27 protein-coding genes and 3 tRNA genes are annotated in these 25,229 nt (G+C 53.8%); 17 read left to right on the top strand and 13 right to left on the bottom strand.

The genetic code is table 11. The annotated features are described in order from the left end of the window. Positions 1-25: 25 nt before the first annotated feature. Positions 26-538, bottom strand: coding sequence for a hypothetical protein (locus AUMI_RS06605; RefSeq protein WP_096382700.1), 513 nt, complete (start codon positions 536-538; stop codon positions 26-28). 106 nt (positions 539-644) lie between these two features. On the opposite strand from AUMI_RS06605, the gene AUMI_RS06600 reads away from it, so the two are divergent. Further along, on the top strand, positions 645-1,019 hold the full coding sequence (locus AUMI_RS06600; protein ID WP_096382699.1) for a hypothetical protein: 375 nt from the start codon (positions 645-647) through the stop codon (positions 1,017-1,019). On the opposite strand, the gene AUMI_RS06595 is transcribed toward AUMI_RS06600, so the two are convergent. The 8 genes from AUMI_RS06595 to AUMI_RS06560 all read right to left on the bottom strand — a co-directional run bounded on the left by AUMI_RS06595 (position 1,016) and on the right by AUMI_RS06560 (position 8,996). Beyond that, entirely contained in the window at positions 1,016-1,627 is a 612-nt protein-coding gene (locus AUMI_RS06595) for a hypothetical protein (RefSeq protein ID WP_096382696.1), read from the bottom strand. The two genes, AUMI_RS06600 and AUMI_RS06595, sit on opposite strands and share 4 nt — an antisense overlap. Positions 1,628-1,671: 44 nt before the next feature. Next, positions 1,672-2,931, bottom strand: coding sequence for a chloride channel protein (locus AUMI_RS06590; RefSeq protein WP_096382694.1), 1,260 nt, complete (start codon positions 2,929-2,931; stop codon positions 1,672-1,674). Positions 2,932-3,194: 263 nt separating this feature from the next. Continuing rightward, positions 3,195-3,755: a TetR/AcrR family transcriptional regulator gene (locus tag AUMI_RS06585; RefSeq protein ID WP_096382691.1), complete on the bottom strand. Its 561-nt coding sequence runs from the start codon at positions 3,753-3,755 to the stop codon at positions 3,195-3,197. Between the two features lie 47 nt (positions 3,756-3,802). Next, positions 3,803-5,113, bottom strand: a complete 1,311-nt coding sequence (hemL, locus tag AUMI_RS06580; RefSeq protein WP_096382690.1) for a glutamate-1-semialdehyde 2,1-aminomutase — start codon at positions 5,111-5,113, stop codon at positions 3,803-3,805. Continuing rightward, a complete protein-coding gene (hemB, locus tag AUMI_RS06575; protein WP_096382687.1) occupies positions 5,110-6,084 on the bottom strand; it encodes a porphobilinogen synthase in 975 nt (324 codons plus the stop codon). Before hemB ends, hemL begins: the two co-directional genes overlap by 4 nt. After that, positions 6,081-6,827: a uroporphyrinogen-III synthase gene (locus AUMI_RS06570; protein WP_172418278.1), complete on the bottom strand. Its 747-nt coding sequence runs from the start codon at positions 6,825-6,827 to the stop codon at positions 6,081-6,083. The genes hemB and AUMI_RS06570 overlap by 4 nt, the downstream gene beginning before the upstream one ends. Then, positions 6,824-7,750: a hydroxymethylbilane synthase gene (gene hemC / locus AUMI_RS06565; RefSeq protein WP_197702059.1), complete on the bottom strand. Its 927-nt coding sequence runs from the start codon at positions 7,748-7,750 to the stop codon at positions 6,824-6,826. Before hemC ends, AUMI_RS06570 begins: the two co-directional genes overlap by 4 nt. Continuing rightward, entirely contained in the window at positions 7,743-8,996 is a 1,254-nt protein-coding gene (locus AUMI_RS06560; RefSeq protein WP_172418277.1) for a glutamyl-tRNA reductase, read from the bottom strand. The genes hemC and AUMI_RS06560 overlap by 8 nt, the downstream gene beginning before the upstream one ends. 74 nt (positions 8,997-9,070) lie before the next feature. Here AUMI_RS06560 and hemE point away from each other — a divergent pair, with 74 nt between their 5' ends. The 4 genes from hemE to AUMI_RS06540 are packed head-to-tail and all read left to right on the top strand — an operon-like array spanning position 9,071 to position 13,285. Further along, positions 9,071-10,150, top strand: a complete 1,080-nt coding sequence (hemE, locus tag AUMI_RS06555; RefSeq protein ID WP_096382679.1) for a uroporphyrinogen decarboxylase — start codon at positions 9,071-9,073, stop codon at positions 10,148-10,150. After that, entirely contained in the window at positions 10,147-11,502 is a 1,356-nt protein-coding gene (hemG, locus tag AUMI_RS06550) for a protoporphyrinogen oxidase (RefSeq protein ID WP_096382677.1), read from the top strand. The genes hemE and hemG overlap by 4 nt, the downstream gene beginning before the upstream one ends. Beyond that, positions 11,499-12,185 (top strand): hydrogen peroxide-dependent heme synthase, encoded by a 687-nt coding sequence (gene hemQ, locus AUMI_RS06545; RefSeq protein WP_231951727.1) that lies wholly within the window; start codon positions 11,499-11,501, stop codon positions 12,183-12,185. The genes hemG and hemQ overlap by 4 nt, the downstream gene beginning before the upstream one ends. Further along, positions 12,182-13,285 carry a ferrochelatase gene (locus tag AUMI_RS06540; protein WP_096382674.1) on the top strand — a complete coding sequence of 368 codons (1,104 nt, stop codon included), beginning with the start codon at positions 12,182-12,184 and terminating at the stop codon, positions 13,283-13,285. Before hemQ ends, AUMI_RS06540 begins: the two co-directional genes overlap by 4 nt. A gap of 72 nt (positions 13,286-13,357) precedes the next feature. Here AUMI_RS06540 and AUMI_RS06535 read toward each other — a convergent pair. From AUMI_RS06535 to AUMI_RS06525, 3 genes are all read right to left on the bottom strand, one after another. Beyond that, a tRNA-Phe gene (locus AUMI_RS06535) sits at positions 13,358-13,433 on the bottom strand. Between the two features lie 51 nt (positions 13,434-13,484). Then, positions 13,485-13,558, bottom strand: a tRNA-Asp gene (locus AUMI_RS06530). A 30-nt stretch (positions 13,559-13,588) separates the two neighbouring features. Further along, positions 13,589-13,664 (bottom strand) — tRNA-Glu (locus tag AUMI_RS06525). A gap of 167 nt (positions 13,665-13,831) precedes the next feature. Between AUMI_RS06525 and AUMI_RS06520 the strand changes: the two genes are divergently transcribed. Continuing rightward, entirely contained in the window at positions 13,832-15,091 is a 1,260-nt protein-coding gene (locus tag AUMI_RS06520) for a M23 family metallopeptidase (protein ID WP_096383522.1), read from the top strand. 68 nt (positions 15,092-15,159) lie between these two features. Here the strand turns inward: AUMI_RS06520 and AUMI_RS06515 are convergent, their stop codons facing one another. Beyond that, entirely contained in the window at positions 15,160-15,651 is a 492-nt protein-coding gene (locus tag AUMI_RS06515) for an inorganic diphosphatase (protein ID WP_096382673.1), read from the bottom strand. A gap of 48 nt (positions 15,652-15,699) precedes the next feature. On the opposite strand from AUMI_RS06515, the gene tilS reads away from it, so the two are divergent. From tilS to lysS, 11 genes are all read left to right on the top strand, one after another. Then, positions 15,700-16,737 carry a tRNA lysidine(34) synthetase TilS gene (tilS, locus tag AUMI_RS06510; RefSeq protein WP_096382670.1) on the top strand — a complete coding sequence of 346 codons (1,038 nt, stop codon included), beginning with the start codon at positions 15,700-15,702 and terminating at the stop codon, positions 16,735-16,737. A 12-nt stretch (positions 16,738-16,749) separates the two neighbouring features. Next, the gene (hpt, locus tag AUMI_RS06505; protein ID WP_096382668.1) at positions 16,750-17,319 is read left to right on the top strand and encodes a hypoxanthine phosphoribosyltransferase; all 570 of its coding nucleotides are present in this window, start codon (positions 16,750-16,752) and stop codon (positions 17,317-17,319) included. Positions 17,320-17,398: 79 nt separating this feature from the next. Continuing rightward, a complete protein-coding gene (ftsH, locus tag AUMI_RS06500; protein WP_096382666.1) occupies positions 17,399-19,423 on the top strand; it encodes an ATP-dependent zinc metalloprotease FtsH in 2,025 nt (674 codons plus the stop codon). A 2-nt stretch (positions 19,424-19,425) separates the two neighbouring features. Then, the gene (folE, locus tag AUMI_RS06495; protein ID WP_172418275.1) at positions 19,426-20,010 is read left to right on the top strand and encodes a GTP cyclohydrolase I FolE; all 585 of its coding nucleotides are present in this window, start codon (positions 19,426-19,428) and stop codon (positions 20,008-20,010) included. Then, positions 20,003-20,818 (top strand): dihydropteroate synthase, encoded by an 816-nt coding sequence (folP, locus tag AUMI_RS06490; RefSeq protein WP_231951724.1) that lies wholly within the window; start codon positions 20,003-20,005, stop codon positions 20,816-20,818. Before folE ends, folP begins: the two co-directional genes overlap by 8 nt. Further along, positions 20,769-21,173 carry a dihydroneopterin aldolase gene (folB, locus tag AUMI_RS06485; protein ID WP_096382661.1) on the top strand — a complete coding sequence of 135 codons (405 nt, stop codon included), beginning with the start codon at positions 20,769-20,771 and terminating at the stop codon, positions 21,171-21,173. Before folP ends, folB begins: the two co-directional genes overlap by 50 nt. Further along, positions 21,173-21,682, top strand: coding sequence for a 2-amino-4-hydroxy-6-hydroxymethyldihydropteridine diphosphokinase (gene folK / locus AUMI_RS06480; protein WP_096382659.1), 510 nt, complete (start codon positions 21,173-21,175; stop codon positions 21,680-21,682). Before folB ends, folK begins: the two co-directional genes overlap by 1 nt. Then, positions 21,679-22,152: a DUF3180 domain-containing protein gene (locus AUMI_RS06475; RefSeq protein WP_172418274.1), complete on the top strand. Its 474-nt coding sequence runs from the start codon at positions 21,679-21,681 to the stop codon at positions 22,150-22,152. The genes folK and AUMI_RS06475 overlap by 4 nt, the downstream gene beginning before the upstream one ends. Then, on the top strand, positions 22,118-22,864 hold the full coding sequence (locus AUMI_RS06470; protein ID WP_096382655.1) for a Rossmann-like and DUF2520 domain-containing protein: 747 nt from the start codon (positions 22,118-22,120) through the stop codon (positions 22,862-22,864). The genes AUMI_RS06475 and AUMI_RS06470 overlap by 35 nt, the downstream gene beginning before the upstream one ends. Next, entirely contained in the window at positions 22,861-23,730 is an 870-nt protein-coding gene (gene panC / locus AUMI_RS06465; protein ID WP_096382652.1) for a pantoate--beta-alanine ligase, read from the top strand. The genes AUMI_RS06470 and panC overlap by 4 nt, the downstream gene beginning before the upstream one ends. Then, entirely contained in the window at positions 23,727-25,229 is a 1,503-nt protein-coding gene (gene lysS, locus AUMI_RS06460; RefSeq protein ID WP_096382649.1) for a lysine--tRNA ligase, read from the top strand. Before panC ends, lysS begins: the two co-directional genes overlap by 4 nt.

Genomic DNA, 25,229 nt, shown 5'->3' with positions numbered 1-25,229 from the left:
GTCCATCGTGAGCGGCCGGGCAACATTATTCGCTCACGGGAGTGGGGGTGCTCTCACCGGTGGTGAAAACCAAACCGAGAGACTCACCCTTTTTGATAATCAGATCGCCCAAACCAGACTGGGCATACTCCCACTGGCCGCCGGCAGAAGACTTCTGCCACAGCGCCCAGTAGGCAAATGCGGGAGGCATATCTGCACACGATTCTGTGAACTCTGCTTGACCTTCAACAACAACGGGCTCGGTTGGAGAGGGCAAACCGTTGACACGGCAGACAATGGCATCGCCATAGGTGGCCGTTCCTTCGGTTTCGAATCCGGCCTCGTGCACCACATCAATTGCTTTGGCAGAGTCGCCAGAGATATCAACACAGGTGGTGCTTCCGGTTCCATCGAGAACACCAAAGTTCACAACAACTTCTACGCCGTTACACCCTGAAGGTTCTTCAGAGATTGTTTCGGCCGGTGCCGAAGTGCAGGTTGTGAGAGTGAGGGCAAGCAGCAGACCACTGGTTGTCAGAAGAGCGCGGGGGATAGACATGGGTTCTCCAGAGTTAGAAACTGTACGCAACTGGAGGCTTCCTTTGATGTGCGCGGTGGTACTAGTTTATCCAGACCCCGGAGGCACTATTGCGTAGAGTAAAGACATGACTGAACACGAACTTCTTGAACTGTGGAACAAAGCACGATTCCACATCGTTGTTTCACAATTTGCCCCCACCTTTTTGCTCATTGTCACCGTGGGTCTCATTACCCTCGGCTTAGCGACGGCGCCACTGTTCCTCACCCTCGCAACAGTCGGAATCTTGCTCGCTTCAGGAATTTTGGGAGCACTCGCGCAGTACTCCAGCGCGACACAGGCGCAGGCTATCGCTGAAGATCTCGCTGCCGTGAAGAACCCATCAGCAGCAACGCGTCAGGCCATTGCCTTCTCAAAGTGGCTCAACGTTGTGCGCTTTGTGACGCCAACAATCTTCGTGCTGATTTTCTTACTGCTGACAGCAGTTTTGCTTGTGGGTTAGAACCCAAAGTCTCCGAAGTCACCAAACCCGGCGTCACCGAATCCGGCATCACCCATGCCGGGGTCTGCAAATCCACCGTCGGCAGAGATGGTCTCATTTCCACCAAAATCTGATCCAGCATCGCCTCCGGTGTCAGCACCTGCGGTGTCTGCTCCCATATCCATCGGCATGAAAGCAGTCATCAAGCTTGATGCGATGACATAACCGGCAACGCTTCCAAGTAGCGAGCTGGCAAACATGGTTCCAAATCCGGGAGCCCCTCCAGCTTGGCCAAGCGTGCGCTCCATTGTTCCTGGCTGGCGCATTTCAGAGCGTGTGGCTGACACTGCAAGAGCACGGGGCTCCTCGCTCAGGGGAGCTTCTCCAGCAGGAGCGTCTGCACTGAGCTGGGTGTAAAGAATGTGACGCTGCTCGGGGGTGAGCTTGCTAAAGGCCTCCTCATGCACCTGTTCAATTGCTTCAGGGGAAGCGGTGCGCAGCAGGTAGCGATAACGCTCAACAGCTATCTCGTCTTCGTTGCGAGCAGCACTGGCCTGACGAACCTGCTGTGTGGTGCGACGATATTCTTCGTCCTGATTAGTTCCAAAGAGTTTGTCGAGAAATCCCATGGCAACAATCTATGGCTGGTTGCTGAAAGATTGCCGAAAGATTCTTAGGAGTGAGCCGGAGTCTCCTGGGGAGCCCGGGCATCTGCCATCGCGCGGATAATGAAACCGACCACAGCACCTGTAATGGCAATGGGAGCTATAGCCTCCCCAGCACCACCGATCAGCACTGCAGCTAGAAGTGCACTCGTTGCGGGCAGTTTTAGGAAGGCCGCTGAAGCCCCAGCAATACCTGCAGCCGCAAAAGCGCTCACTGGTGAACCGGGGAAATGCAGGCTCACCAAAACTCCCACCGCAACACCTAAGAAGGTGATGGGGAAGATTGGTCCACCACGGAAACCAGAACCCAAGGTCAGCGAATAGATTGCTGTCTTGGCCAGCAAGACAAAAATCACCACAAACACAGAGCTCTCGGCAATCAGCCCAGACATTCCGCTGTTGCCGCTAAAAAGCAGCTGGTTGAGCTCAATCCCGAAGAAGGTCTGGCCCACAAAGACCAGCGCAATAATGATGGCAACAGAGATAAACAAAGTGGGAGCGAACTTCTTGTCAGAGAAGGCTTGAACACGACCACCCAGGGCACGGGTAGACAGTGCAATGAGACCGGCAATGACAGCCACCAACACAGCTCCGAGAAAATCACCAGGGTCGATTGTGGAATAGTCAGGAATTCCCTGCACGGCCAATGGGTGCACTTCAAAACCTTTGAATCTCCAGATTCCGGTTTGAACGATAAAGCTCGCAGCTAAAGCTGTCATCACTGGAAGGATCAGCGCGTAGGGGACTATTCCAATTGCAGCAAACTCCAAGATCATAAAGGCTGTAATAAAGGGGTTGCCGAAAACAGCACCAATTGCAGCAGCACCAGAGATGAACATTGCCGCCTTGCGTGTTTGTTCATCATGACTTCGCGTAGTCAACAGAGCAAGAGTGGTTCCCAAAATAATCAATGGAGCTTCTGGGCCAAGGGAAGCTCCAGCAATCAGGCTCACTAAAGCTGTGAGCAAAATAGCGGGGGCAAATTCACGCGGAGTATCAAAGTGGAATCCGGTCAAAGGTCCGGGACCTGCCTGCCCAGGCATTTTGCGAATCAACAGAATCAACACTGCAGAAACGAGCAGATAAATTCCCGCTAACCACCACGGGGTTTCCGTGAAACCCAGTGAGTGAGGAATAACTCCGTACAGTAGCTCTTGGCCAACTTCAACGAGCTTCAGAAAAAAGGTCGCACCCAAAGCTGCGATGACACCGTATCTGAATGGATTGATCAGCAAAGCAAGTAGCTGTTTCCAAGGAGAAGTCTTCATCCCTTTATTGTGGCGGGAAAGTTGACGTCACACCTCAGAAAACACAAAAGCCTCTGAATAAACCAGAGGCTTCCAGTGGTGGCTCCGACGGGCGTCGATCCCGTGACCTCACAATTTTCGGTCGTGCGGGGGGACGATTCTGATGAATGAGTTTCAGTCACAAAACCATAAATTGCTTATTTCTATGGTGCTAATCGTTGACTTAAGTCGGGTTTGTTCTGAGGGTTTAATGGCATTTACAATTCGGTTTCAAACATGAATTGCTAGAGCGCGGCTTCTACTCCAGCAATCAAAAATTTCTCTAAAGCAGCTGCTTCTGCGATGAAAGGCTTACCCGAATCAATTCGTTCGGCAGCAGAGGTAATCGCAGCAAAAATCAGGCTGACCTGAGAAGAAGGGTCTTCGATCCCCAACTCTTTTAGTGGCGAAATCAGGCTAGTCATAAAGTAGCCGTGCATTGCCATCAGTTCGCCGCGTTGATCTTCACGCAGATTTTTGACGGAGATCTCTCTGACGACTCGGTGTTCTTTGCTTGCCATGTGTGCCAGGGAGTAGTGAATCCACAAACGAACTTGTTCCATTGGTTCTTGTTCGGCAGAAACAATACGGTCAATCTCATTGCTGAGATCTGCCATGTCGTTGATGAGTAGTTCACCAAGAATGTTTTCTCGGGAAGAGAAGTATTGATAAATCGCGGGGCGTGACAATCCAGTTACCTGGGCGATTCTCGCCATGGAAATTCCCTCGATTCCTGAAGTATCGAGCAACTCGAGAGAAGCCAACAAGATTGCTTCTCTGCGGGTATCTGCAATCTGGGAAACCATGATGGTTAATCCTATAAGCGTGCGGTAATACCGCTTTCAGTAATTTCTCAGCTTGAACGCAGTTTCACTTGTTGCGCAGCGACTGACGCTGCCTTGGCAATCTTGTCCACGTCGTCATCTGTCAAAGCACCGGAGACAAACCACGCCTCAAATGCAGACGGAGGTACCGAAATTCCCTGTTCAAGAAGCGAATGGAAGAACACCGCAAATGCCGAAGTGTCCTGCTTTTTTGCATCATCAAAGTTACTGACGTCTTGAGAAGTGAAGAAGAAGGAAAAGAGGTTTCCCGCCTGCTGAAAACTGTGTTCGACATCTGCTGCGGTTAAGGCATTGGAGATAGCGGAACCCACTTCAAGAGATCTGGAATCAAGTGCCAAATAAAGCTCAGAGTCACACAGTTCCAGCGTTGCGAGACCTGCAGTGGTGGCAATAGGGTTACCGCTCAGTGTGCCTGCTTGGTAAACAGATCCGCTTGGGGCGAGAAGCTCCATGACGGCAGCAGAGCCACCAACGGCAGCCAAAGGCATACCTCCGCCAATGACCTTCCCGAAGGTAAACAGGTCGGGAGTCCAGTCCTCTTCAGAACCAAACTTTCCCCACCATCCACCTTGAGAAATGCGGAAGCCCGTCATAACCTCATCCAGGATGAACAGCGCACCGTGCTTCTTCGTAATGTCAGAGAGGAACTTGTTGAAACCTGGCAGCGGTGGAACAACACCCATATTCGCGGGGGTTGCTTCAGTGATCACTGCGGCAATCTCAGAACCTCGCTCGGCAAAGAGCTGCGTCACAGCGTCCACGTCGTTGAAGGGAACAACAACGGTGTCCTGAGTTTGACCGGGTGTTACACCTGGCGAGTTGGGCAATCCAAGGGTTGCAATTCCGGAGCCTGACTGAACCAGAAGGGAATCACTGTGCCCGTGGTAGCAACCCGCAAACTTCACGATCAGGTTGCGGCTAGTTGCAGCACGAGCGAGTCGAACTGCTGTCATTACAGCTTCTGTTCCAGAGGAAACAAAACGCACGCGTTCACACGTAGGAACACGAGCTGCAATTTCTTCAGCAAGCAATACTTCGCCCGGTCCTGGTGCGCCGAATGAGAATGATTTCTCCATTGCTGACTTCACCCGGCTCACAACATGAGGATGTGCATGTCCCACAATCATGGGACCCCACGAACCCACAAGGTCCACGTATTCGTTGCCGTCAACATCCCAGATCTTTGAGCCTTCGCCTTTAACGAAGTAGCGAGGAGTGCCACCTACCGACTGGAAGGCGCGAACGGGTGAACTCACACCGCCAGGAATGATGCGCTTGGCGCGGTTATGCCATTGAAGTGATGTCTCAAGAGTGGTCATGATTGCTCTTTCAGTTTTTGGGCAAATTCAAGAGCCCAGTAGGTGCAGATAATGTTTGCTCCCGCTCGTTTGAGGGCATAGAGCAGTTCGAAAATGGTTGCCTCGCGCGGGATTACGCCTTGGGCTGCTGCCGTTTCCACCATGGAATACTCGCCCGAAACCACATAGGCGGCCACTGGCTTGGAAGATAGTTGCGCTGCCTGGGTGAGCACGTCCATGTATGCGAGCGCAGGTTTAACCATCACCATGTCTGCGCCCTCTTCGAGGTCCAGGAGAATCTCTTCTGCGCCCTCTTTGGTCCGGCGGAAATCTTGTTGATAGGTTTTGCGGTCGCCCGAGAGTTGTGATTCCACGGCATTGCGGAAGGGGCCATAAAAGTTCGAGGCATACTTCGCGGCGTAGGCAAGGATTCCGGTGTTTACAAACCCGCGAGCATCCAGCCCGGCACGAATGGCTGCGACCTGTCCGTCCATCATTCCGCTGGTCCCAAGAAGATCAGCTCCTGCGTCTGCAAGGGCTGATGCCATCGCCACGTAGTGCTCCAGTGTCGCATCATTATCGACAGCACCTGAGGAGTCTAATACTCCACAATGGCCATGATCGGTGAACTCATCCAGACACAGATCCGCCACTAGAACCAGTGCGTCTCCCACATGCTCACGTGCTGCTCTAGTCACTCGAGACAAGATTCCCTCGGATAGGCATGCCTGACTTCCTGTCTCATCTCTGTGCTCTGGAACAGCAAAGAACATGACAGAAACGATTCCGGCAGCAATCGCGTCATCGAGGATGTGAAGGAAGGATTCTTCCGTGTGCTGAAGCACTCCAGGCATGCCCGGGATTTCACGAGGTTCAGTAATCCCCTCTTTTACGAAGACGGGGAGCATGAGATTCTTCGGACTTAATGTGACATCTGCAACGAGCTCACGCATCGCTGGGGTTGTCCGGAGTCGTCGGGGACGATTAATCATGAGTCGTGTGCTTTCAGATATTCCGAGATGGTTAGGGCAACAGTTTCAGGGCTTGGATCTGCTGAAACCGCAGATACGTTCAGTTTGAGCATCCCCGCTTGGGCAGCAGTTGTGCGACCGGCGCAAAAGACGGGGATATCGACAACGCCGTTGAAATCAACAAAAGCTCTAACGGCACTTGGGGAGCGAAGGAGGATACCTGAAATCTGACCTTCAGCAATCTGCTTCACAGATGAGGGGAAATGCGACACAGTTTCCGTCGAATAAATCACTTCTTCAACAAGATCAAAACCGTGCGACTGCAACGTTCGAGAGAGGGACTTCATGGCTATGGAACTTGAGGGGATGACGACAGGGCACGGTTCTGTCTCTGCGATCACCGTGGCTAATGAGTGGGAGTCTGCCTCGGATGCGCGAAGCACATTCACCGCCCCCACGTCACGCAGTTGCTGTTCTGTTTGAGCGCCGATGGCAGCGAATTTAAGGTCAGGCTGCGACTGAATAATCTGTTCGAGCGCACCTGGGCCGAGTTCTGCCTGGAAAAAGGACAACGCATTAGTTGACGTAGCGACGAGCCATTTGTTTCCTGGCGCAATCAAGGCTTCGCGCAGTCGTGCGATGCCCACTGGGTTATCCACCTTGGTAATGCTCAGATAGGGGTCGACAATGCTCTCAACGCCATACGCGTCAAGTGCTGCCTGATCGACATCATTTCTGTTTGCACGGATGAGGAGAATGCTCACTTCCACGCCACCCTCTCTGCGATAGGGCTTGCCTTCAAACGGGAAGCAATTTCTAGACCTAACTCACTTGCCCGGAGGCACTCATCAAGTCCGAGCTCAGCGCTGAGTTCAACCCGCTGGGACTCTCCCGTGCTTTCTACAGAGAGCTCCGCACGAAGAGTGAGGGTTCCCTGATCCAAGGAAGCCCATGCACCAATCGCTGTGGCACAACCAGCGTCCAGGCCGACTAAAACGTGGCGTTCCGCCGTGACAAGTAGTCGGGTCTCCTCATCATTGAGAACAGCAAGGAGCTCTCTGATCTCTGAATCTTCCGAGCGGCATTCAATAGACAAAGCGCCCTGTCCCGCTGCCGGGATGAAGTCCGTGTTGTCAAAGATTTCACACACCACATCTGCCCGCCCAATACGCTTCAGACCTGCCATTGCGAGCAGAGTGGCATCGAACTCGCCCCGCTCAACTTTGGCAATTCTGGTATCGATATTTCCACGGATGGACATCACGGTGAGATCGGGGCGCAGCTGGCGAATACGTGCCGTACGGCGTGGTGAAGACGTTCCGATGACTGCCCCTGCAGGGAGTTGCATGAGGGGGATATTTCCTCGACTAACAAATCCATCTCGCGAATCTTCGCGGAGAGGAATACAAGCTGTGTCGATTCCTGGAAAGGGTTGGGCGGGGAGGTCTTTCAACGAATGCACAATGAAGTCGACCTCATGCGAGAGGAGTGCATCGCGTAAAGCTGAGACGAACAGACCCGGAGTCTTTGCTTGATTGAGCGGTTCGGTACTGATATCGCCCTGCGTCTGGATCAGTACTTCATCAATCTGAAGATCGGGATGTTTCAGGCATAGCAGGGAGGTAAAGAGTCGGGTCTGGGTGAGAGCCAGAAGACTTCCTCGCGTGCCCACACGTAATTTAGTCACGCTCATTCACCTCGATGTTGAACAGGAGTCGAACAGCATTGATGTAGTCGTCGTGATTGCCATCAACAGCGAGCTCTTTGGCCTTTACTGAGGGCGCATGCAAGATTGCATTTGTGACCTTGCGCAGGGACTTCTGCACTTCCTCGGCAGCTGAATTCCCGGACTTTCGTCTCACGCTTTCAATCTCTTCATCAACCCAGAGGCCGATGTGTGAGCGGAGAGCGGCAACGACAGGATCAATGCTCCGAGACGCCATACTATTTTCAAAATTAGTCACAGCAGTATGAATGATTTCTCGTGCAGTGATGACAGAATCAATGTGTTCTTGAGGAGCCCGATGTTTGATCTGCTCAAGATCAATCACACTCGTATGCTCAAGTTGAGACACTTCGGGCGCGACATCTTTCGATAGTGATACATCGATGAGGACTAAATCCGGCTTGCCAGATCGGTGGGCGAGTACTTCCTGTGCAAGGGCTACATCAACGGCATACCCAGTTGCGCCACTTGCGCTAATGATGAGATCTACCTCTGCCATGACCTGGACAAGTTGGTCTTTGCTCACGGGAGTAGTTTCATGGTTTTCTGAAAACTTCTCTGCCCGTCCCGCACGTGAATACACAAAGATGTTGTCAACGCCGAGTCGTTGAATTGCCGCAGTAACTACTCTGGAATAAGCACCGGTTCCAATGAGGAGAACGGACTTCCCGGCAATTCCACCCAGCTCTTCTGAAGCGATTTCTAGCGCCGTCATGATGACCGAACGTCCCGAAGCGCCGAGACCAGTTTCTGTCATCACGGCCTTGGCGACAGATGCTGCGTTTTGGAACAAATGGTTCAAGTTTTTGGAGACAAAGCCACGCTGATGCGCTTGTGTGAGTGAGCGTTTTACTTGGCCCGAAATTTCTTCTTCGCCCACAATCATGGACTCAAGTCCTGATGCCACAGAAAACAAGTGCTGGGCAACACTATTGCCATAGAGGACCTTCAACATTGAGGTCACCACGTCAGTAGGAACTCCTAAAGCTTTTGCGACGGCAGATGTGACGTAATCCATAGAGTCGTGAAAAGACTCAGCTTCGAAATAGATCTCAAAACGGTTACAGGTCGCCAACACGACGACCCCTTCAAGAACAGAATCGCTCGGACTCAAGGCATTTAGTACCTCTGCCGATGCTGATTCAAACTTCTCGAGATCAGTTAACGGGGTGTCGTGGAAGTCAGTTCCTAAATAGACGAGTGCCACAAAGCTCAAGATAACAACAGGCCTTCTGACACCGTGTCAGCTTTTCTGATCGCACCGCTCTAGAGAATAAGCCTGTGATACTTCCTGCGGAACATCCTCTGAACACCGGCAAGACCAGTGAGTCTCTCTTGGTGCTGAACATGCGCGGTCACCGCACTTGTCCGTTGCCAGTGTGGTTCATGCGGCAAGCAGGGCGTTCACTTCCTGAATATCGGAAGTTGCGCGAAGGCATTGCGATGCTAGACAGTTGCCTCACTCCTGAGCTTGTCGTTGAGATCACCATGCAGCCGGTTCGCCGCCACGGTGTGGATGCTGCTATCTACTTCTCTGACATTGTGATCCCCCTCAAACTTGCGGGACTCGATGTTGACATCAAGCCAGGAGTTGGGCCTGTGTTGGAACATCCGGTGCGCACCCAAGAAGCCGCCGACGCGTTGCACCACATCGATGCCGACGCCTTTGCTCCCATCACCACCGCTGTTGACATGCTCGTGAAGGAACTGGGTTCAACCCCCCTGATCGGGTTTGGTGGCGCTCCCTTCACCCTCGCCTCCTATCTCATCGAAGGTGGCCCATCGAAAGACCTTCCTCATTCCAGAGAGATGATGCGAAACCAGCCTGAGCTGTGGGCACAGATTTTGAACTGGTGTGCTGACATCACGGCACAGTTCATTTCTGCCCAGGTCGTTGCAGGTGCGAGTGCACTCCAAGTATTTGATAGCTGGGCAGGACGTTTGAGCCCAGAAGAATACGAAACGTTTGCCAAGCCCTATTCAGAACGATTGTTTTCACAGCTTGCACTTCTCGTTGACAAGGATGGAGTTCCGGTTCCGCGCGTTCACTTTGGCGTAGGGACAGAGCCTCTCTTGGAATCCATGCATGGAGTTGGTGCAACCGTGATGGGTATTGATTCGCAGACTGATCTAGCTCGAGCATCTGCCCTCTTCCACGACAAGGTCCCTCTCCAAGGCAACATCTCTACAGAACTGTTGACAGCAAACTGGGAGACGTTGGCAGAACACATAGATGCAGTTATCGCCTCAGGTGCCAATGCTCCAGGTCATGTGGTCAATCTGGGCCATGGTGTTCCTCCTGAAACAGATCCAGACGTGCTCACCCGAATTACTGAATACATCCACCGCACAACAACATGATTCAAGCAGATCGGGTCGTCATTGGTGCCGGGATTTCCGGCTTGCTAGCAGCGCTTCGGGCGACTTCCCGTGGCGAAACGGTTGTAGTTCTCGAGAAAGAAGCGCACGCAGGTGGACTGATTGCCCCCGTCACTATTGGCGAGATTGATATCGATGCTGGCGCTGAAGCGTTTTCAACCGCCGGGGAGAGCTTCCTGCAGCTGCTGAAAGAATTGGGTTTGAACGATCACATCGTTTCCCCCCAGCGAACCGATGCGCGCATCGTTGCCTCCCCGACGCTTCGATATCCGATTCCGCATGGTGTTTTAGGGATCCCGAGTTCACTTGATGACCCCGAGCTCGCTTCCATCATTTCTCCTCAGGGACTGGAAGAAGCTCGCCGCTTAGATTCTCAACCAGTGGGTGAGCTCCAAGGTATGAGCGTGGCGGAATTGGTTGACACACGTCTCGGTTCTGAGTTTGTCGACAAGCTGGTCGAACCTCTGTTTAGCGGGGTTCACGGTTCCTCAGCGCAAACGCTGTCTGCCGAATCCACCATACCCGCACTTCTGCGAGCGATGAGTGAAACAGGTTCTCTGTGTTCAGCAGCACGACAGATTCGTGCCGCCCAGCCGCGGCCTGGAGCCGCTGTGGCAAGTCTTGATGGCGGCATGTTTACTCTCGTCGCTGAGCTCTATCGCCTTTTGCTGAGCAAGAAAGTTTGGTTCTCTTTCAACAGCGACGTCACCAGTGTCCAGCAGGAGAATGACCAGTGGTGCTGTAAAACGAGTAACGGAACCTTCGTCAGCACCCAAATGACTATTGCGACCGGAATCAGCACGGCTGCATACGTCCTCGCCTCCTGGGACAGTCAAGAAGTAGTTGCTGAACTTGCAACACCGGAGACTCATTCCGTCGATGTTGCACTAGTGATTTTGTTGGTCGAATCGACCCAACTGGACTCCTTCCCCCTCGGTAGTGGAGCGCTCATTACGGAGAGCAGTGGCGTGACAGCCAAGGCATCAACTCATGTGAATGCCAAGTGGGAATGGGTAGACAATGCTCTGCCAGAGCATCACCATCTCATTCGCCTGAGTTACGGCAGAGATGGAATTCTTCCCGAGGGCGATCTCATTGCACTTGCTCACGATGACCTTCCCCGCCTCTACCAAATTGATGACGCGACTATTCACAGCGCAACAATTCACCATTGGCCCGGTTCGCTCTATCAAGCAAGTACTGCCGCCAAGGCAAAACAAGAGCAACTTCTTATCACTGCACAAAAACTCGAAGTCGAACTGTGTGGCTCCTACATTTCCGGGAACGGACTACTTGGCATTACTCGTGATCACTACCAAAGGATGACCCCGTGACAGAAACTAAATTCGACACCATCAACGACACCATTCGATACACCAACTGGACCGCATATCGCATGACGAGTCCCGTCGGTCTGCCTGACGCTGCGCAAGAAGAGTTCACCGAATGGGTTGCGAGCTTGGCTGCCCGCGACATCACCCTGCGTGGAACATACGACATTCGAGGGTTCCGTGGCGATACTGCATTGCTGTTATGGATTCATGCCAGCTCTGCAGAAGAAGTTCAGGATGCTCTCAAAGAGTTCTCCCGCCTTGAATTCGGCAAACACTTTGAATCCACCTGGTCTGGAATGGGACTTCATCGCCCTGCAGAGTTCAATCGGACTCACGTGCCCGGCTTCATGTTGGGCAAGGAAGCAAAGAGGTGGCTGTGCATGTATCCCTTCGTGCGCTCTTACGACTGGTACCTCATTCCTGAAGAGGAGCGTCGGGAGATGCTCGTCGAACATGGTCTTGCTGGTCACAAGTATGAAGGCATAACTTCCAGCACGGTGGCGTCTTTTGCTCTTGGCGATTACGAGTGGCTGTTGGCTCTTGAATCTGAAGACCTCCACGAAATTGTCGACATGATGCGCGACCTCCGGTACACCAAAGCCCGTATGCATGTCCGTGAAGAAGTCCCTTTCTTCACTGGCCGCAAAGTTGAACTCTCTCAGATTGCAGGTACTTTCTCATGACTTATGATGCAATACTCCTCACCTCTTTTGGAGGACCTGAAGGTCCAGACGAAGTGATGCCTTTTCTCGAGCGCGTTACTGCCGGACGTGGTGTTCCGCGAGAAAGGTTGGAAGAGGTCTCGCACCACTACCTCGCTCTGGGGGGTGTCAGCCCCATTAACGAACAAAACCGTGCTCTCCTTGCCGCAATGAAGGAGAGGTTCCCTGAACGTGGAATAGATATCCCGATCTATTGGGGTAATCGCAACAGTGCACCGTTCTTTGCTGATGTCGTCAAGGAAATGTATGACAACGGCCATCGTCGTGTTCTTGCGTGGGTGACGAGCGCTTACTCCTCCTACTCAGGGTGCAGACAATATCGAGAGAACCTCTATCAAGCCCTGACGGACAATGACCTCGTCGGCAAAATGGTCATAGACAAAGTTCGTCACTACTTTGATCACCCAGGTTTCCTCCAGCCTGTTATTGGAGACCTTGAGGACAAACTCCAAGCAATGGTCAAGAACGGCCTAGATTTTTCAGAAATTGACGTCATGTTTGCCACCCATTCCATCCCAGATGCCATGGGTGAAACGAGTGGACCACCAGCTTTGCGAGAAACCTTTGAAAAGCCAGGCGGTGCCTATGCAGCGCAACATCTTGCTGCTGCTGAAATAGTGATGGATAAAGTCCACTCTGACCTAGGAATTTCTCCGGTCTCATGGCAGCTCGTCTATCAATCTCGCAGTGGCTCTCCACAGGTACCTTGGCTCGAACCTGACGTAAACGACGCCATTCGGGATATTCACGCATCGGGAAAGAAAGGTGTCATCGTTGTTCCTATCGGTTTCGTGAGCGACCACGTTGAAGTAATTTGGGATCTCGACAACGAAGCACAGGAAACTGCTTTAGAGCTTGGGATGGACTTTGCTCGTGTCACTACTCCTGGGAGTAGCCTCGCTTTTACGGATGGCATCGCGGATCTCATTTTGGAACGGATCAACGAAGCTACGCCTCAAGCACTCTCACCTCTGGGACCTTGGCCAAGCCAATGTGCGGTGGGGTGTTGCCCTAATTTGAGACGTGAACTCAAAGTCATAGCCGAGGCCAGCGCAGAGTAAGCAGGAAGCTCTGAAATCTGCTAATGATACATCCGACAGAAAATCTAAAACCCCCGCGCAAGCGGGGTTTGGTGGTGGCTCCGACGGGCGTCGATCCCGTGACCTCACGATTTTCAGTCGTGCGCTCTACCAACTGAGCTACAGAGCCCTAAGCAAAAGTGCCGCTTAGATGAAAAACCCTTCCGAAGAAGGGCATCCGCGACCCTGACGGGACTTGAACCCGCGACCTCCGCCGTGACAGGGCGGCGCGCTAACCAACTGCGCTACAGGGCCTTACTTGGTAACTAATTTCAGTCTATATCCTGGTGACCCCAACGGGATTCGAACCCGTGTTGCCGCCGTGAAAGGGCGGAGTCCTAGGCCGCTAAACGATGGGGCCGGGAAGCAGACTGAAAGCAGCTACCGAGAGACAAGCATAGGGAATATTTGTTCGCTGCGCCAATCGAACTATCCACAGCTTCGGAGAGCCTTCCCAGCTTTCTCCAAGTTCGCTTGTTACTGTCGAAAAGACCGTGCCTATAAACGAGTGGAGAAAGCATGCCTCGCATGAGTGAAACGCGCGCAGCGTCACTTCGTTCGTTGCGTGTTCTTCCCATCCTGCTGGTAACAGCAGTGCTTGCTGTTGTTGCGCTCGTTGTGGGTAATTCTCTAGCCCAACCTGCTTATGCCGTGGACTATCCGTCCTGGCAGGACGTTCAAAACGCGAAGGCAAACGAGGCAGCAAAGAACGCACAGGTCCAAAAGATTCAAGGTTTGATAGCTGGTCTGCAAGCAGAAGTTGAGGCAACTCAAGCGGAAGCTGAAAAGAAGGGCGCTGAGTATCAGATTGCTCAGCAGAAGTTCGACGAAGCAGACATTCTGGCTCAAAACCTCACCGCGCAAGCACAAGCAAGCGCCGAGAAAGCAAAGACTGCTTCTACCCAAGCAGGACGCCTTGCCGCACAGCTCTATCGCTCTGGCGGTAGTGATCTGAGCATGAACCTTCTCATGCAGAAGACGGCGGATGGAAGCGACAAGCTTCTGCAGAAGCTTGGCAGCATGAGCAAGATGGTTGAACGATCCAACGCAATCTATGCTCAAGCTCAAACTGCCAAGAACGAAGCAGAGTCACTGTCCAAGCAGGCAGAGGTTGCCAAGACGGCACGTGAAGAACTTCGTGTCCAAGCAGAGACAGCCATGAACGAAGCCATTGCTGCGAACGAGGCGGCGAATGCCAAGCTTGCAGAAAGTGAACAGCAGTCGGCAATTCTTGAAGCACAGCTTGCAGCACTTAAAGACACAACAGCTCAGACCGTAGCTGGCTACCAGGCAGGTGTTGAAGAACGTAAGCGCCAAGAAGAGGAAGCTAGGCGTGCAGCTGCCGCTGCTGCCGCTGCGGCACTGGCCGCACAAGGCATCACGATTTCTAATGCAGGGTGGGCACACCCCGCTCCTGGTTATGGCGTGACCAGTGACTATGGCTGGCGTTCCATGGGTGACTTCCACCTCGGAACTGACATTGGTTCTCGCTGTGGTTCCCCTCTGTATGCAGCATCAAGTGGAACAGTGACCTATGCCGGATGGCAGGGTTCCTACGGAAACCTCATCCGCATTAACCACGGTGGTGGAGTCTCGACTGGCTACGCTCACATCAGCCCAGGCGGAATCATGGTTTCTGTGGGCCAACAAGTTTCTGTCGGTCAACAGATTGCAACAACTGGAACAACCGGTAACTCCACTGGTTGCCACCTCCACTACGAAGTTCGTCTCAATGGTTCAACCACCAACCCTCGCGCATTCATGGCAGATCGTGGAGTTGGTTTCTAAACCACAACAGCCTTAACGACTGATGCCCCGCTCTGGTGAGCGGGGCATCAGTGTTTAAGACGAGGTGCTTAGTGTCCTTCTGCCTTGAGGCGAGCAAAACCGTCAACAACGATCTGCTCTGCTTCGGCAGCATTGCCCCATCCTTCAACGTTGACAAACTTGCCAGGCTCGAGGTCCTTGTAGCGCTTGAAGAAGTGGTCGATTTCGTTCTTGGTCTGCTCAGGAACATCAGAGATGTCCTGGATGTGTGCCCAGCGAGGGTCCTTAGCTGGAACACAAATGACCTTGGCATCTGAACCAGCTTCGTCACTCATGTTGAGAACACCAACGGGACGAACACTGACACCAACGCCAGGGAAGACAGGGTATTCAAGCAGAACAAGTGCGTCTACGGGGTCGCCGTCGAGTCCGAGAGTGTTCTCGAAGAATCCGTAATCGGTGGGGTAGACGAAGGTGGTGAACAAAACACGGTCGAGGTACACGCGACCTGTTTCGTGGTCTACCTCATATTTGTTGCGGCTTCCCTTAGGGATTTCAATGATGACATCGTACGCGGCCACGAGGGCTCCTTCACGGTTGGGATGAATACCTAATAACGTTACTTGATAATGACTCAACGACCTCGACTCACGCCAGCTGTGGCTGACGTTCGTCGTGCCGTTCGCACGAACCTCGCAGACGTTGAGCATGGAAGCGTTGTTCTCGTCGCACTCAGCGGCGGACCAGATTCTCTCGCCTTGGCTGCCGGGCTTGGCTTTGAAGCCCCGAAATTAGGCCTGCGTGCCGGTGCCATCATTGTGGATCACGGTTTGCAGGACGGTTCGGCCGAGGTTGCTGAGCGTGCCGCATCTCAGGCACAAGCCCTTGGCTTGGACCCGGTCATTATCCGTTCAGTGAAAGTCGTGCCACAGTCCGGGCCGGAGGCTGATGCCCGCACTGCGCGCTATGCCGCATTGGAAGCAGTTGCCAAAGAAACTGGCGCTGTGGCTGTTCTTCTCGGCCACACACTCGATGATCAAGCAGAGACTGTTTTGCTCGGGCTCACTCGTGGTTCGGGCGCAACAAGTCTGGCCGGAATGAGCGAGATTAATGCAATCTATCGCCGACCGCTGCTGGGTATTCGTCGTGCAGAAACTGTTGCCGCGTGCGCGGACCAGCAATTAACCCCCTGGAATGATCCTCACAATGAGGACAGTGCCTACACGCGGGTTCGTATTCGTACTGAGATCATGCCGATGCTCGAAGACAAACTCGGACCAGGTGTTGCCGAGGCTCTTGCTCGCACTGCTGAACAACTGCGCCAAGATGCCGTTGTATTAGACGCACTCACTGCAGAAATGATGCCCACTGTTCTCGTCCCCGCGCTGGGAGAGCCTGTCGATAGCAGGCGCGCTGTGTTGGAGATTTCTCAATTGGAAGCGTTGCCTGTGGCCATTCTTAATAGGGTTATTAGGCGCACAGCACTTGAGGTTTTTTCGGTCAGTTTGAGTGCAGCACACACCACTTCCATCACCAGACTTATTACGCACTGGCATGGACAGGGTGAAGCACACGTTCCCGGTATTAGAGTTGAGCGACAAGGTACTCAACTCGTCATGAGTTCCACCTCGTCCCCGCCCACCGAGTCTTCAGCTCACCAGCACTAAAGGATCGCACGCATGGAGTTGCGCGACGTCGAATCAGACATCACCGAAATCCTCTTCACCGAGGAGCAAATTCAAAACCGCCTCGCTGAGCTTGCTCGCGAAATAGAGCGTGATTACGAGGGCAAAGACGTTCTCATCATTGCCGTTCTCAAGGGTGCTGTGATGGTGCTCAGTGATTTGGTGCGCGAGCTGAAGTTCCACGCACACATCGATTTCATGGCTGTGTCCTCCTATGGTTCCAGCACGAAGTCTTCAGGTGTTGTTCGCATCGTGAAAGACCTCGATGCTGAAATCGCAGGCCGTCACGTACTGATTGTGGAAGACATCATTGACTCTGGTCTGACCTTGAACTGGTTGATGGGAAACCTCGAGTCTCGCGGTCCTGCCTCAATTGAGGTTGTGGCCATGTTCCGCAAGCCAGAAGCAATCAAAGAACCTGTTGACGTGAAATACGTGGGCTTTGATATCCCACCTGCTTTCGTAATTGGCTATGGCTTGGACTACAACGAGGACTACCGCAACGTTCGTGGCTTGGCCGTTCTGGCTCCCCACGTTTATGGCGGAGAAGACCCCCACGCCTGAGAATTCACGGGCGGATGTGATTCCGCCCTCGGCAAACACCCAGCGGGCATAGCGTTCCGCCCGATACCCTGAGAAGACCATGAAACTGAAGAACCTTCTGCGCGGTCCCCTGCTGTACATCGTTGTTGCTGTTGTTGCGGTCTGGGTTGGCTCCTCGCTGATCTCCATGACCGGATTCCAATCGGTAAGCACCGATGATGGCTTGACCTTCCTTAAAGACAACAAGGTTGCCAGTGCAACCATTGTTGACATTGAGCAGCGCGTAGATCTCAAGCTCAAAGAAGCAGATGAGAAATACGGCACGGACGTGCAGTTCTTCTATGTTGCCCCTCGTGGTGTCCAGGTCGTTGATGCGGTTAACGCGTCCGACCTCACCGATGGCTTTAACGATGAGGTTCCCAAAGAGAACTGGTTCCTCAGCATGCTGGGCATCCTCTTGCCCGTTATCCTGATCGGTGCCTTCTTCTGGTTCATGCTCTCCTCGATGCAAGGTGGGGGACGCGGTGTTATGCAGTTTGGTAAGTCCCGCGCCAAGATGGTCACCAAAGAAACCCCCACCGTCACCTTTGCTGACGTAGCTGGTGCCAACGAGGCCGTGGAAGAACTAGCAGAAATTGTTGACTTCCTCAAAGAGCCCGAACGCTTCCTGGCCGTGGGAGCTCGCATCCCGAAGGGTGTGCTCCTCTATGGCCCTCCCGGAACGGGTAAAACTCTTCTCGCACGCGCTGTTGCTGGTGAAGCGGGTGTTCCCTTCTTCTCTATTTCTGGTTCCGACTTCGTTGAAATGTTTGTTGGTGTGGGTGCCAGCCGTGTTCGTGACCTGTTCGAACAGGCCAAGCAAAACGCTCCAGCGATTATCTTCATCGATGAAATCGATGCCGTAGGCCGACACCGTGGTGCAGGTATGGGTGGTGGCCACGACGAACGTGAGCAGACCCTCAACCAGATGCTCGTGGAGATGGACGGCTTCGACGTGAAGGCCAACGTGATTTTGATTGCGGCCACCAACCGTCCTGACATTCTTGACCCTGCTCTTCTGCGTCCTGGCCGTTTCGACCGCCAGATTGGTGTTGACGCGCCAGATATGGAAGGCCGCAAGAAGATTTTGGAAGTTCACGCCAAGGGCAAGCCCATGGCGAAGAACGTTGACCTCGAAGTTGTCGCACGCAAGACTCCAGGTTTCACAGGTGCTGACCTTGCTAATGTTTTGAACGAAGCGGCGCTGTTGACTGCTCGCTCCAACGCACAACTGATCGACAACCGTGCACTCGATGAGTCCATCGACCGCGTGATTGCTGGACCTCAGCGTCGCAGTCGTGTGATGAAGGATCAAGAAAAGCTCATCACTGCTTATCATGAGGGTGGTCACGCGCTCGCTGCAGCCGCGATGAACTTCTCTGACCCCGTGACCAAGGTGACAATCCTTCCTCGTGGTCGTGCGCTCGGATACACCATGGTGCTTCCGCTGGAAGATAAGTACTCCGTTACACGTAACGAACTACTTGACCAACTCACCTATGCCATGGGTGGCCGCGTTGCTGAAGAGATCGTTTTCCACGACCCCACCACTGGTGCATCGAACGACATCGAGAAGGCAACCAACATTGCCCGCAAGATGGTCACCGAATACGGCATGAGTGCAACCGTTGGTTCGGTCAAGCTCGGTGGCGCATCCGGTGAGATGTTCCTCGGTCGCGACATGGGTCACCAGCGTGACTACTCTGAGGTCATGGCCGAGCACGTGGATAAAGAAATCCGTGCTCTCATCGAGAACGCTCACACTGAAGCGTGGAAGGTTTTGAACTCGAACCGTAAGGTTCTGGACCGCCTCGCTACCGAACTTCTTGAGAAGGAAACTCTCGATCACAACCAGCTCGAGGAAATCTTTAAGGATGTGAAGAAGCTTCCTCTGCGCAAGCAGTGGCTCTCGAGCAATGAGCGCCCAGTTTCGAAGCTCCCACCCGTGAAGGTTCCAGCTAAGAAGGCAGAACCAGCTGCGAAGGCAACTAAGCCTGCCGCCAAGACAGCTGCCAAAAAGGCTCCTGCCAAGGCAGCAGCTAAGCCTGCTGCGCGCGCACCCAAGAAGCCAAGCACCAAGGCATAATCATGGCAATCGACCGGGCACGAATTGAAGCTGCCGTCGTCGAGCTCCTGCACGCCATCGGCGAGGACCCGACGAAGGAAGGTTTTTCAACGACCCCGGAAAGGGTTGCTCAGGCCTACTCGGAGTTTTTCGCTGGCGTGGGAGAAGACCCTCTAGTGCATCTTGCCGAGAGTGTTCCTGTAGACCAACTCTCCGATGCCGTGGTGGTCACAAATATCACCGTCCGGTCGATGTGTGAACACCACCTATTGCCATTCTTAGGTGTTGCTCACCTGGCCTATCTGCCCGGCGACCGGGTTGTCGGGTTGGGGAAACTTCCTCGCGTGGTGAACACCCTGGCTGCACGTCCACAAATGCAAGAAAGTCTCACAGAACAGATTGCGGACGCCCTGGTCGAGGGCCTAGACCCTCGCGGAGTCGTGGTTGTAGTTGAAGCCAAGCACCAGTGCGTGGGAGCACGCGGTGTTGAACAAACAGACAGCAGAACCATCACCATCGCCTCTCGAGGGGAATTGACCGACCCTGTTGCGCGTGCTGAAATTATGACGCTGATAGGTACGTCAACTGCAGGACACGATCATGACTGAGCATCGCACCCTCATCATGGGGATTCTCAACGTCACCGAAGACTCGTTTAGTGACGGCGGAAAATTCCTCAACACCGAAGCAGCCATCAAGCACGGCATCGCCATGATGGAACAAGGCGCGGACATCATCGACATCGGTGGAGAATCAACCAGGCCTGGTGCACAGCGCGTCAGCGTGGAAGAAGAACAACTTCGCGTGCTGCCGGTGGTGGGAGCGCTGGTGCGCTCTGGCGCCACCGTCAGCATCGACACCATGAACGCTGCTACAGCGCTGCTTGCCGTGGAGCACGGTGCAACCTATGTGAACGATGTCTCAGGTGGTCTCGCAGATTTCTTTATGCCCAGGATGGTCGCACAATCTGACGCGATGTATATCGCCAGCCACTGGCGTGGCCACTCGGTGAACATGGACAACAAGGCTCTCTATAAAGATGCACCCACGGACATCACCCGTGAACTAAGCGACCGAGTTGAGGCACTTCTTGAAGAAGGCATCAAACCTGAGAAGCTCATTCTGGATCCTGGCTTGGGTTTTGCAAAAAACTCTGAACACAATTGGCAGATGCTCGGTCGTCTCGATGAGCTCAAAGCACTGGGTTATCCATTGTTGATCGGTGCCTCTCGCAAACGTTTCCTTGCCGCCTTGCTTCCTGAAGACGCCACGATGGAAGATCGTGACTCTGCCAGTGTTGCCGTGAGTGTTTTGGCAGCACAGGCTGGTGCCTGGGGTGTTCGAGTTCATGACGTGGCTCGTACGTATGGTGCGCTGCGCGTATTGGAATCCTGGAATAAGGGTGCCCGTGGCTAAGGATCGCATCACACTTACCGGTTTACGCGTCCACGCCAACCACGGCGTCTTCGACTTCGAACGCGAACAAGGTCAACTTTTCATCATCGATGTCACCGCGTGGCTGGACCTTTCTCCAGCAGCACTCTCTGATGACCTTGCGCAAACGGTGCACTATGGCGAACTGGCAGAAGAAGTGGTGGCAGCTGTCGCCAGCGAACCGGTGGACCTTATTGAAACAGTCGCAGAACGCGTGGCACTGGTCGTGCTTGCGCATAAGCCAGTTGACCGTGTTGAGGTCACCGTGCACAAACCTGAAGCACCCATCAGCGTCCCGTTTGCCGATGTTGCCGTGACGATAGAGCGCACCCGCTAATGGATGCTCAACGCAGAAATGCCATTATCGCCTTTGGCTCCAACCTGGGTGATCGTGCACAAACCATCCGAGACGCAGCTCGAGAACTAGGCGACCTGGGCGGAACAGTGTTGTTGTCGATGTCACCGCTGTATCAATCAGCTGCCATCAAACCTGAAGGTGTCGATTTGGATGCCCCTGAGTACCTCAATGCTGTGGCATTAATCAACACGGATCTTCCTCCGCAAGATTTGTTGACCGAGCTTGCCGGGATTGAACAAGACCACGGCCGTGAGCGTCACGAACGTTGGGGTGATCGCACTCTCGATCTCGACATCGTGTGGGTGGATGGCGTGGAGATGGCCACCGAGCATCTCACCATTCCTCACCCTCGCGCTTTAGAGCGCTCCTTTGTTGTTGTTCCCTGGTGTGATGTTCAACCAGATGCCACAGTAGAACCAGTCGGAGCACTTGCTCCTTTAGCAGATCAACTGCGTCACGAACTTCAACGATGGGAGGCCACAGCATGAAACGCACGGGACCTGCTCCACTGATCGGACTCTTCCTCATTGGTGGCGTCGTTGCTTACCTCTTTGAACTTGTCATGCAGTCCCGTGGTGGGCTCATCTTTGTTCCGCCGCTCACTGTTGCCGTAACTTTGGCGGCGGTTGCAGTTGCAGTCATCTTGTTAGCCATTCCTATTCGTCGCCGCGTCACAGGAAAACGTAAAGAACCCATTGACCCGCTCTACGCTGCTCGTGTGTTGGCACTAGCGAAAGCAAGCAGCCTTGCAGGAGCGTTACTAGGTGGTGTGGGCGCAGGAATACTGTTCTATCTCTTCAGCCGACCCATCGCCCCTAACGAAGCAATTTTGACCAACGTCATCTTGCACATCGTTTCAGCAGCCACTCTGGTTGCAGCTGGACTGATCGCCGAATCGTTGTGCGCGCTTCCTCCCGAAGACAATGACGAAGGGGCTGTCGGTGAACCAACAGCGTGATGGACGCCTCGGCGTCGGCATCATCGGTGCTGGCAACGTCGGGCCGATTCTGGGTGCTGCGCTAGCAGGAGCCGGTCATGCTCTTGTCGGTATCTCCGCAATCTCAGAGCAAAGCAAAGAGCGCGCAGCTGCACTACTTCCACAGGTACCCGTCTTGGATGTTACTCAGATTGTTGAGCGCAGCGAACTCGTTCTCATTGCTGTTCCTGATGAAGAACTTCCAGGCTTGATTACCGGCCTTGCCACTGCGGGAGCATGGCAGCCAGGACAGATCGTGCTGCACACTTCGGCGAAGTATGGGGTTGATGTTCTCCTCCCTGCTCAACAAGCAGGAGTAATTCCGCTGGCATTGCATCCGGCAATGGCGTTCACGGGAACCAGCATGGATATTTCCCGACTGAGTGAAAGCTACATTGCCGTGACAGCACCAACACCGGTTTTGCCGATTGGTCAAGCGCTCGCCGTGGAGATGGGCGGCGAACCTATTGTTATTGCCGAGAACCAGCGACCTGCCTATGCCGAGGCCATTGCAACGGCCTCACAGTTTTCACTGGCCATCGTGGAGCAGGCAACCGGAATTCTGGCAGAGATGGGCATCGAGAATCCCGGGCGCATTGTTGCCCCACTGATTCGTTCCACCGTTGACAACGCCCTCGGTCAGGCAGGAGATGCGTCACGTTTGGGCTTTACTGGAATCGACGATCTCGTATGAGCACACCCGTCGTTCTTCACACCGAGGCCGAGTTAGCAGAACTGAGAGCACGGCTGACCGCAGATGGTAAGACCCTGGCACTCGTGCCCACTATGGGTGCTCTCCACCGAGGACATTTGGCACTGGTATCACGGGCCCGTGAATTAGCAGATGTGGTGGTGGTTTCCATCTTTGTGAACCCACTGCAGTTTGGTGCTGGCGAAGATTTTGATCGGTATCCGCGCACCCTCGATTCAGATGTTGCTGCGCTAGCCGAAGCAGCAGACTATGTCTTTGCTCCTGATGCTGATGAGGTTTATCCTGACCGCGTTGGGGGAGAAGCTGTTCCTGCACAGCACGCAGGACCAGTGGGTGATCTGTTTGAAGGGGCAAGCAGACCAGGCCATTTCGACGGTGTGCTGACGGTGGTTGCCAGACTCTTTGAGCTCGTGAAACCGGATGTTGCTGTGTTTGGGCAAAAGGATGCCCAGCAAGTGTTCTTAGTTCGCCAGCTCATTACAGAAAATAAGCTGCCCATCACCTTTGAGGTGGTTCCCACCGTCCGCGAAGAAGACGGCGTTGCCCTCTCCAGCCGCAACCGTTATCTCAGTGAGGAAGAGCGCGCAGCGGCAGCAGCGCTGCCGCACGCTCTTCTTGCTGCTTCTCATGCAGCACTGCATGAAGGCGTTCAGGGTACTCGGGAAGCAGGCATCCGAGCATTCGAGCAGTACCCGCTGGTTAGACTTGAGTATCTCGACCTAGTCGATCCCACCACTTTCTTGCCTGTTCCAGATGACTATCAGGGACCAGTCACTGTGGTGGTGGCCGCGAAGGTGGGAAATACACGCCTGATTGATACCGAAAACATTGAAAGACTCCACGCATGAGTGAGAACACCGCACCTGAGCCCGAACTGACAGAAGCCGAAGTCAGCGAGCAGAAGGCCGTTCGTCTCACCAAGCGTGAGCGCTTAAACGAACTGGGTATCGGGGCATATCCCGTCAGCGTTCCTGTCACGGACAGCATTAGCTCAGTTCGTGAACGCTTTGATGGTCTTGAAGCTGACGCCACCACAGGTGTAACCGTGGGTGTAGCTGGTCGTATTGTTCACCTGCGCAACACTGGCAAGCTGTGCTTTGCCAGTTTGCAGTCAGGTGACGGCAGTCGCATCCAGGCCATGGTTTCTCTGGCAGAAGTCGGCGACGAACAGCTTGAACTTTGGAAAGACCTCGTTGATTTAGGTGATCTCATCTTTGTCAGCGGTGAGGTGATCTCTTCACGCCGCGGTGAGCTTTCGATCATGGTCTCCGAATGGAAGATGGCTTCTAAGGCAGTTCTTCCTTTGCCGAACATGCACAATGAGCTCAACGAGGAAACTCGTGTTCGTGCCCGCTACCTTGACCTCATCGTGCGTGAACAAGCACGCAAGACTGTCTTCGCTCGCGCGAAGACCATGGCCTCACTGCGTGAGACCTTCACTTCACTCGACTTCGTTGAGGTTGAAACTCCCATGCTTCAGGTCATGCACGGTGGAGCATCTGCTCGCCCCTTTGTGACCCACTCGAATGCCTTCGATATGGAGCTGTTCTTGCGCATCGCTCCCGAGCTGTATTTGAAACGTGCTCTGGTTGGTGGCATTGAACGTGTCTATGAGATAAACCGCAACTTCCGCAACGAGGGTGCTGACAGCACTCACTCACCCGAGTTTGCGATGCTCGAAGCCTATGAGGCATACGGCGACTACAACTCGATTGCAGACCTCACCCAAAAGCTCATCCAGGATGCTGCTCTGGCCGTTGCCGGTAGCCACGTGGTCACCTGGGCTGATGGCACCGAGTTTGATCTCGGTGGTCAGTGGGATCGCATCAGCATGTACCACTCGCTCAGCGAAGCTTCCGGTGTAGAAATCACTCCCGAAACCTCAGTTGCCGAATTGCAAAAAATGGCAGATAAAGAAGGCGTCGAAGTACACCTCGCTAACCACGGCAAGCTCGTGGAAGAGCTGTGGGAGCACTTCGTGAAAGATGGTCTCAGCCGTCCCACATTCGTGATGGACTTCCCAGTCGAAACAAGCCCGCTCGTGAAAGAGCACCGCTCAATTCCTGGCGTGGTGGAAAAGTGGGACCTCTACGTTCGAGGCTTCGAACTTGCCACCGGTTATTCCGAACTCAATGACCCCGTCATCCAGCGTGAGCGTTTTGTGCAGCAGGCTGCACTGAGCGCTAAAGGCGATGTGGAAGCAATGCGCCTGGACGAAGACTTCCTCAAAGCTCTCGAGCACGCCATGCCACCTGCTGGCGGCATGGGCATGGGTATGGACCGCCTTCTCATGGCCATTACTGGTCTTGGTATCAGGGAAACCATTATGTTTCCCCTGGTGAAGTAA

It is taken from the genome of Aurantimicrobium minutum, assembly GCF_002355535.1.
GTDB lineage: Bacteria > Actinomycetota > Actinomycetes > Actinomycetales > Microbacteriaceae > Aurantimicrobium > Aurantimicrobium minutum.
The sequence above is the reverse complement of the archived record's forward strand: the minus strand, read 5'-3'. Positions and strand labels throughout refer to the sequence as shown.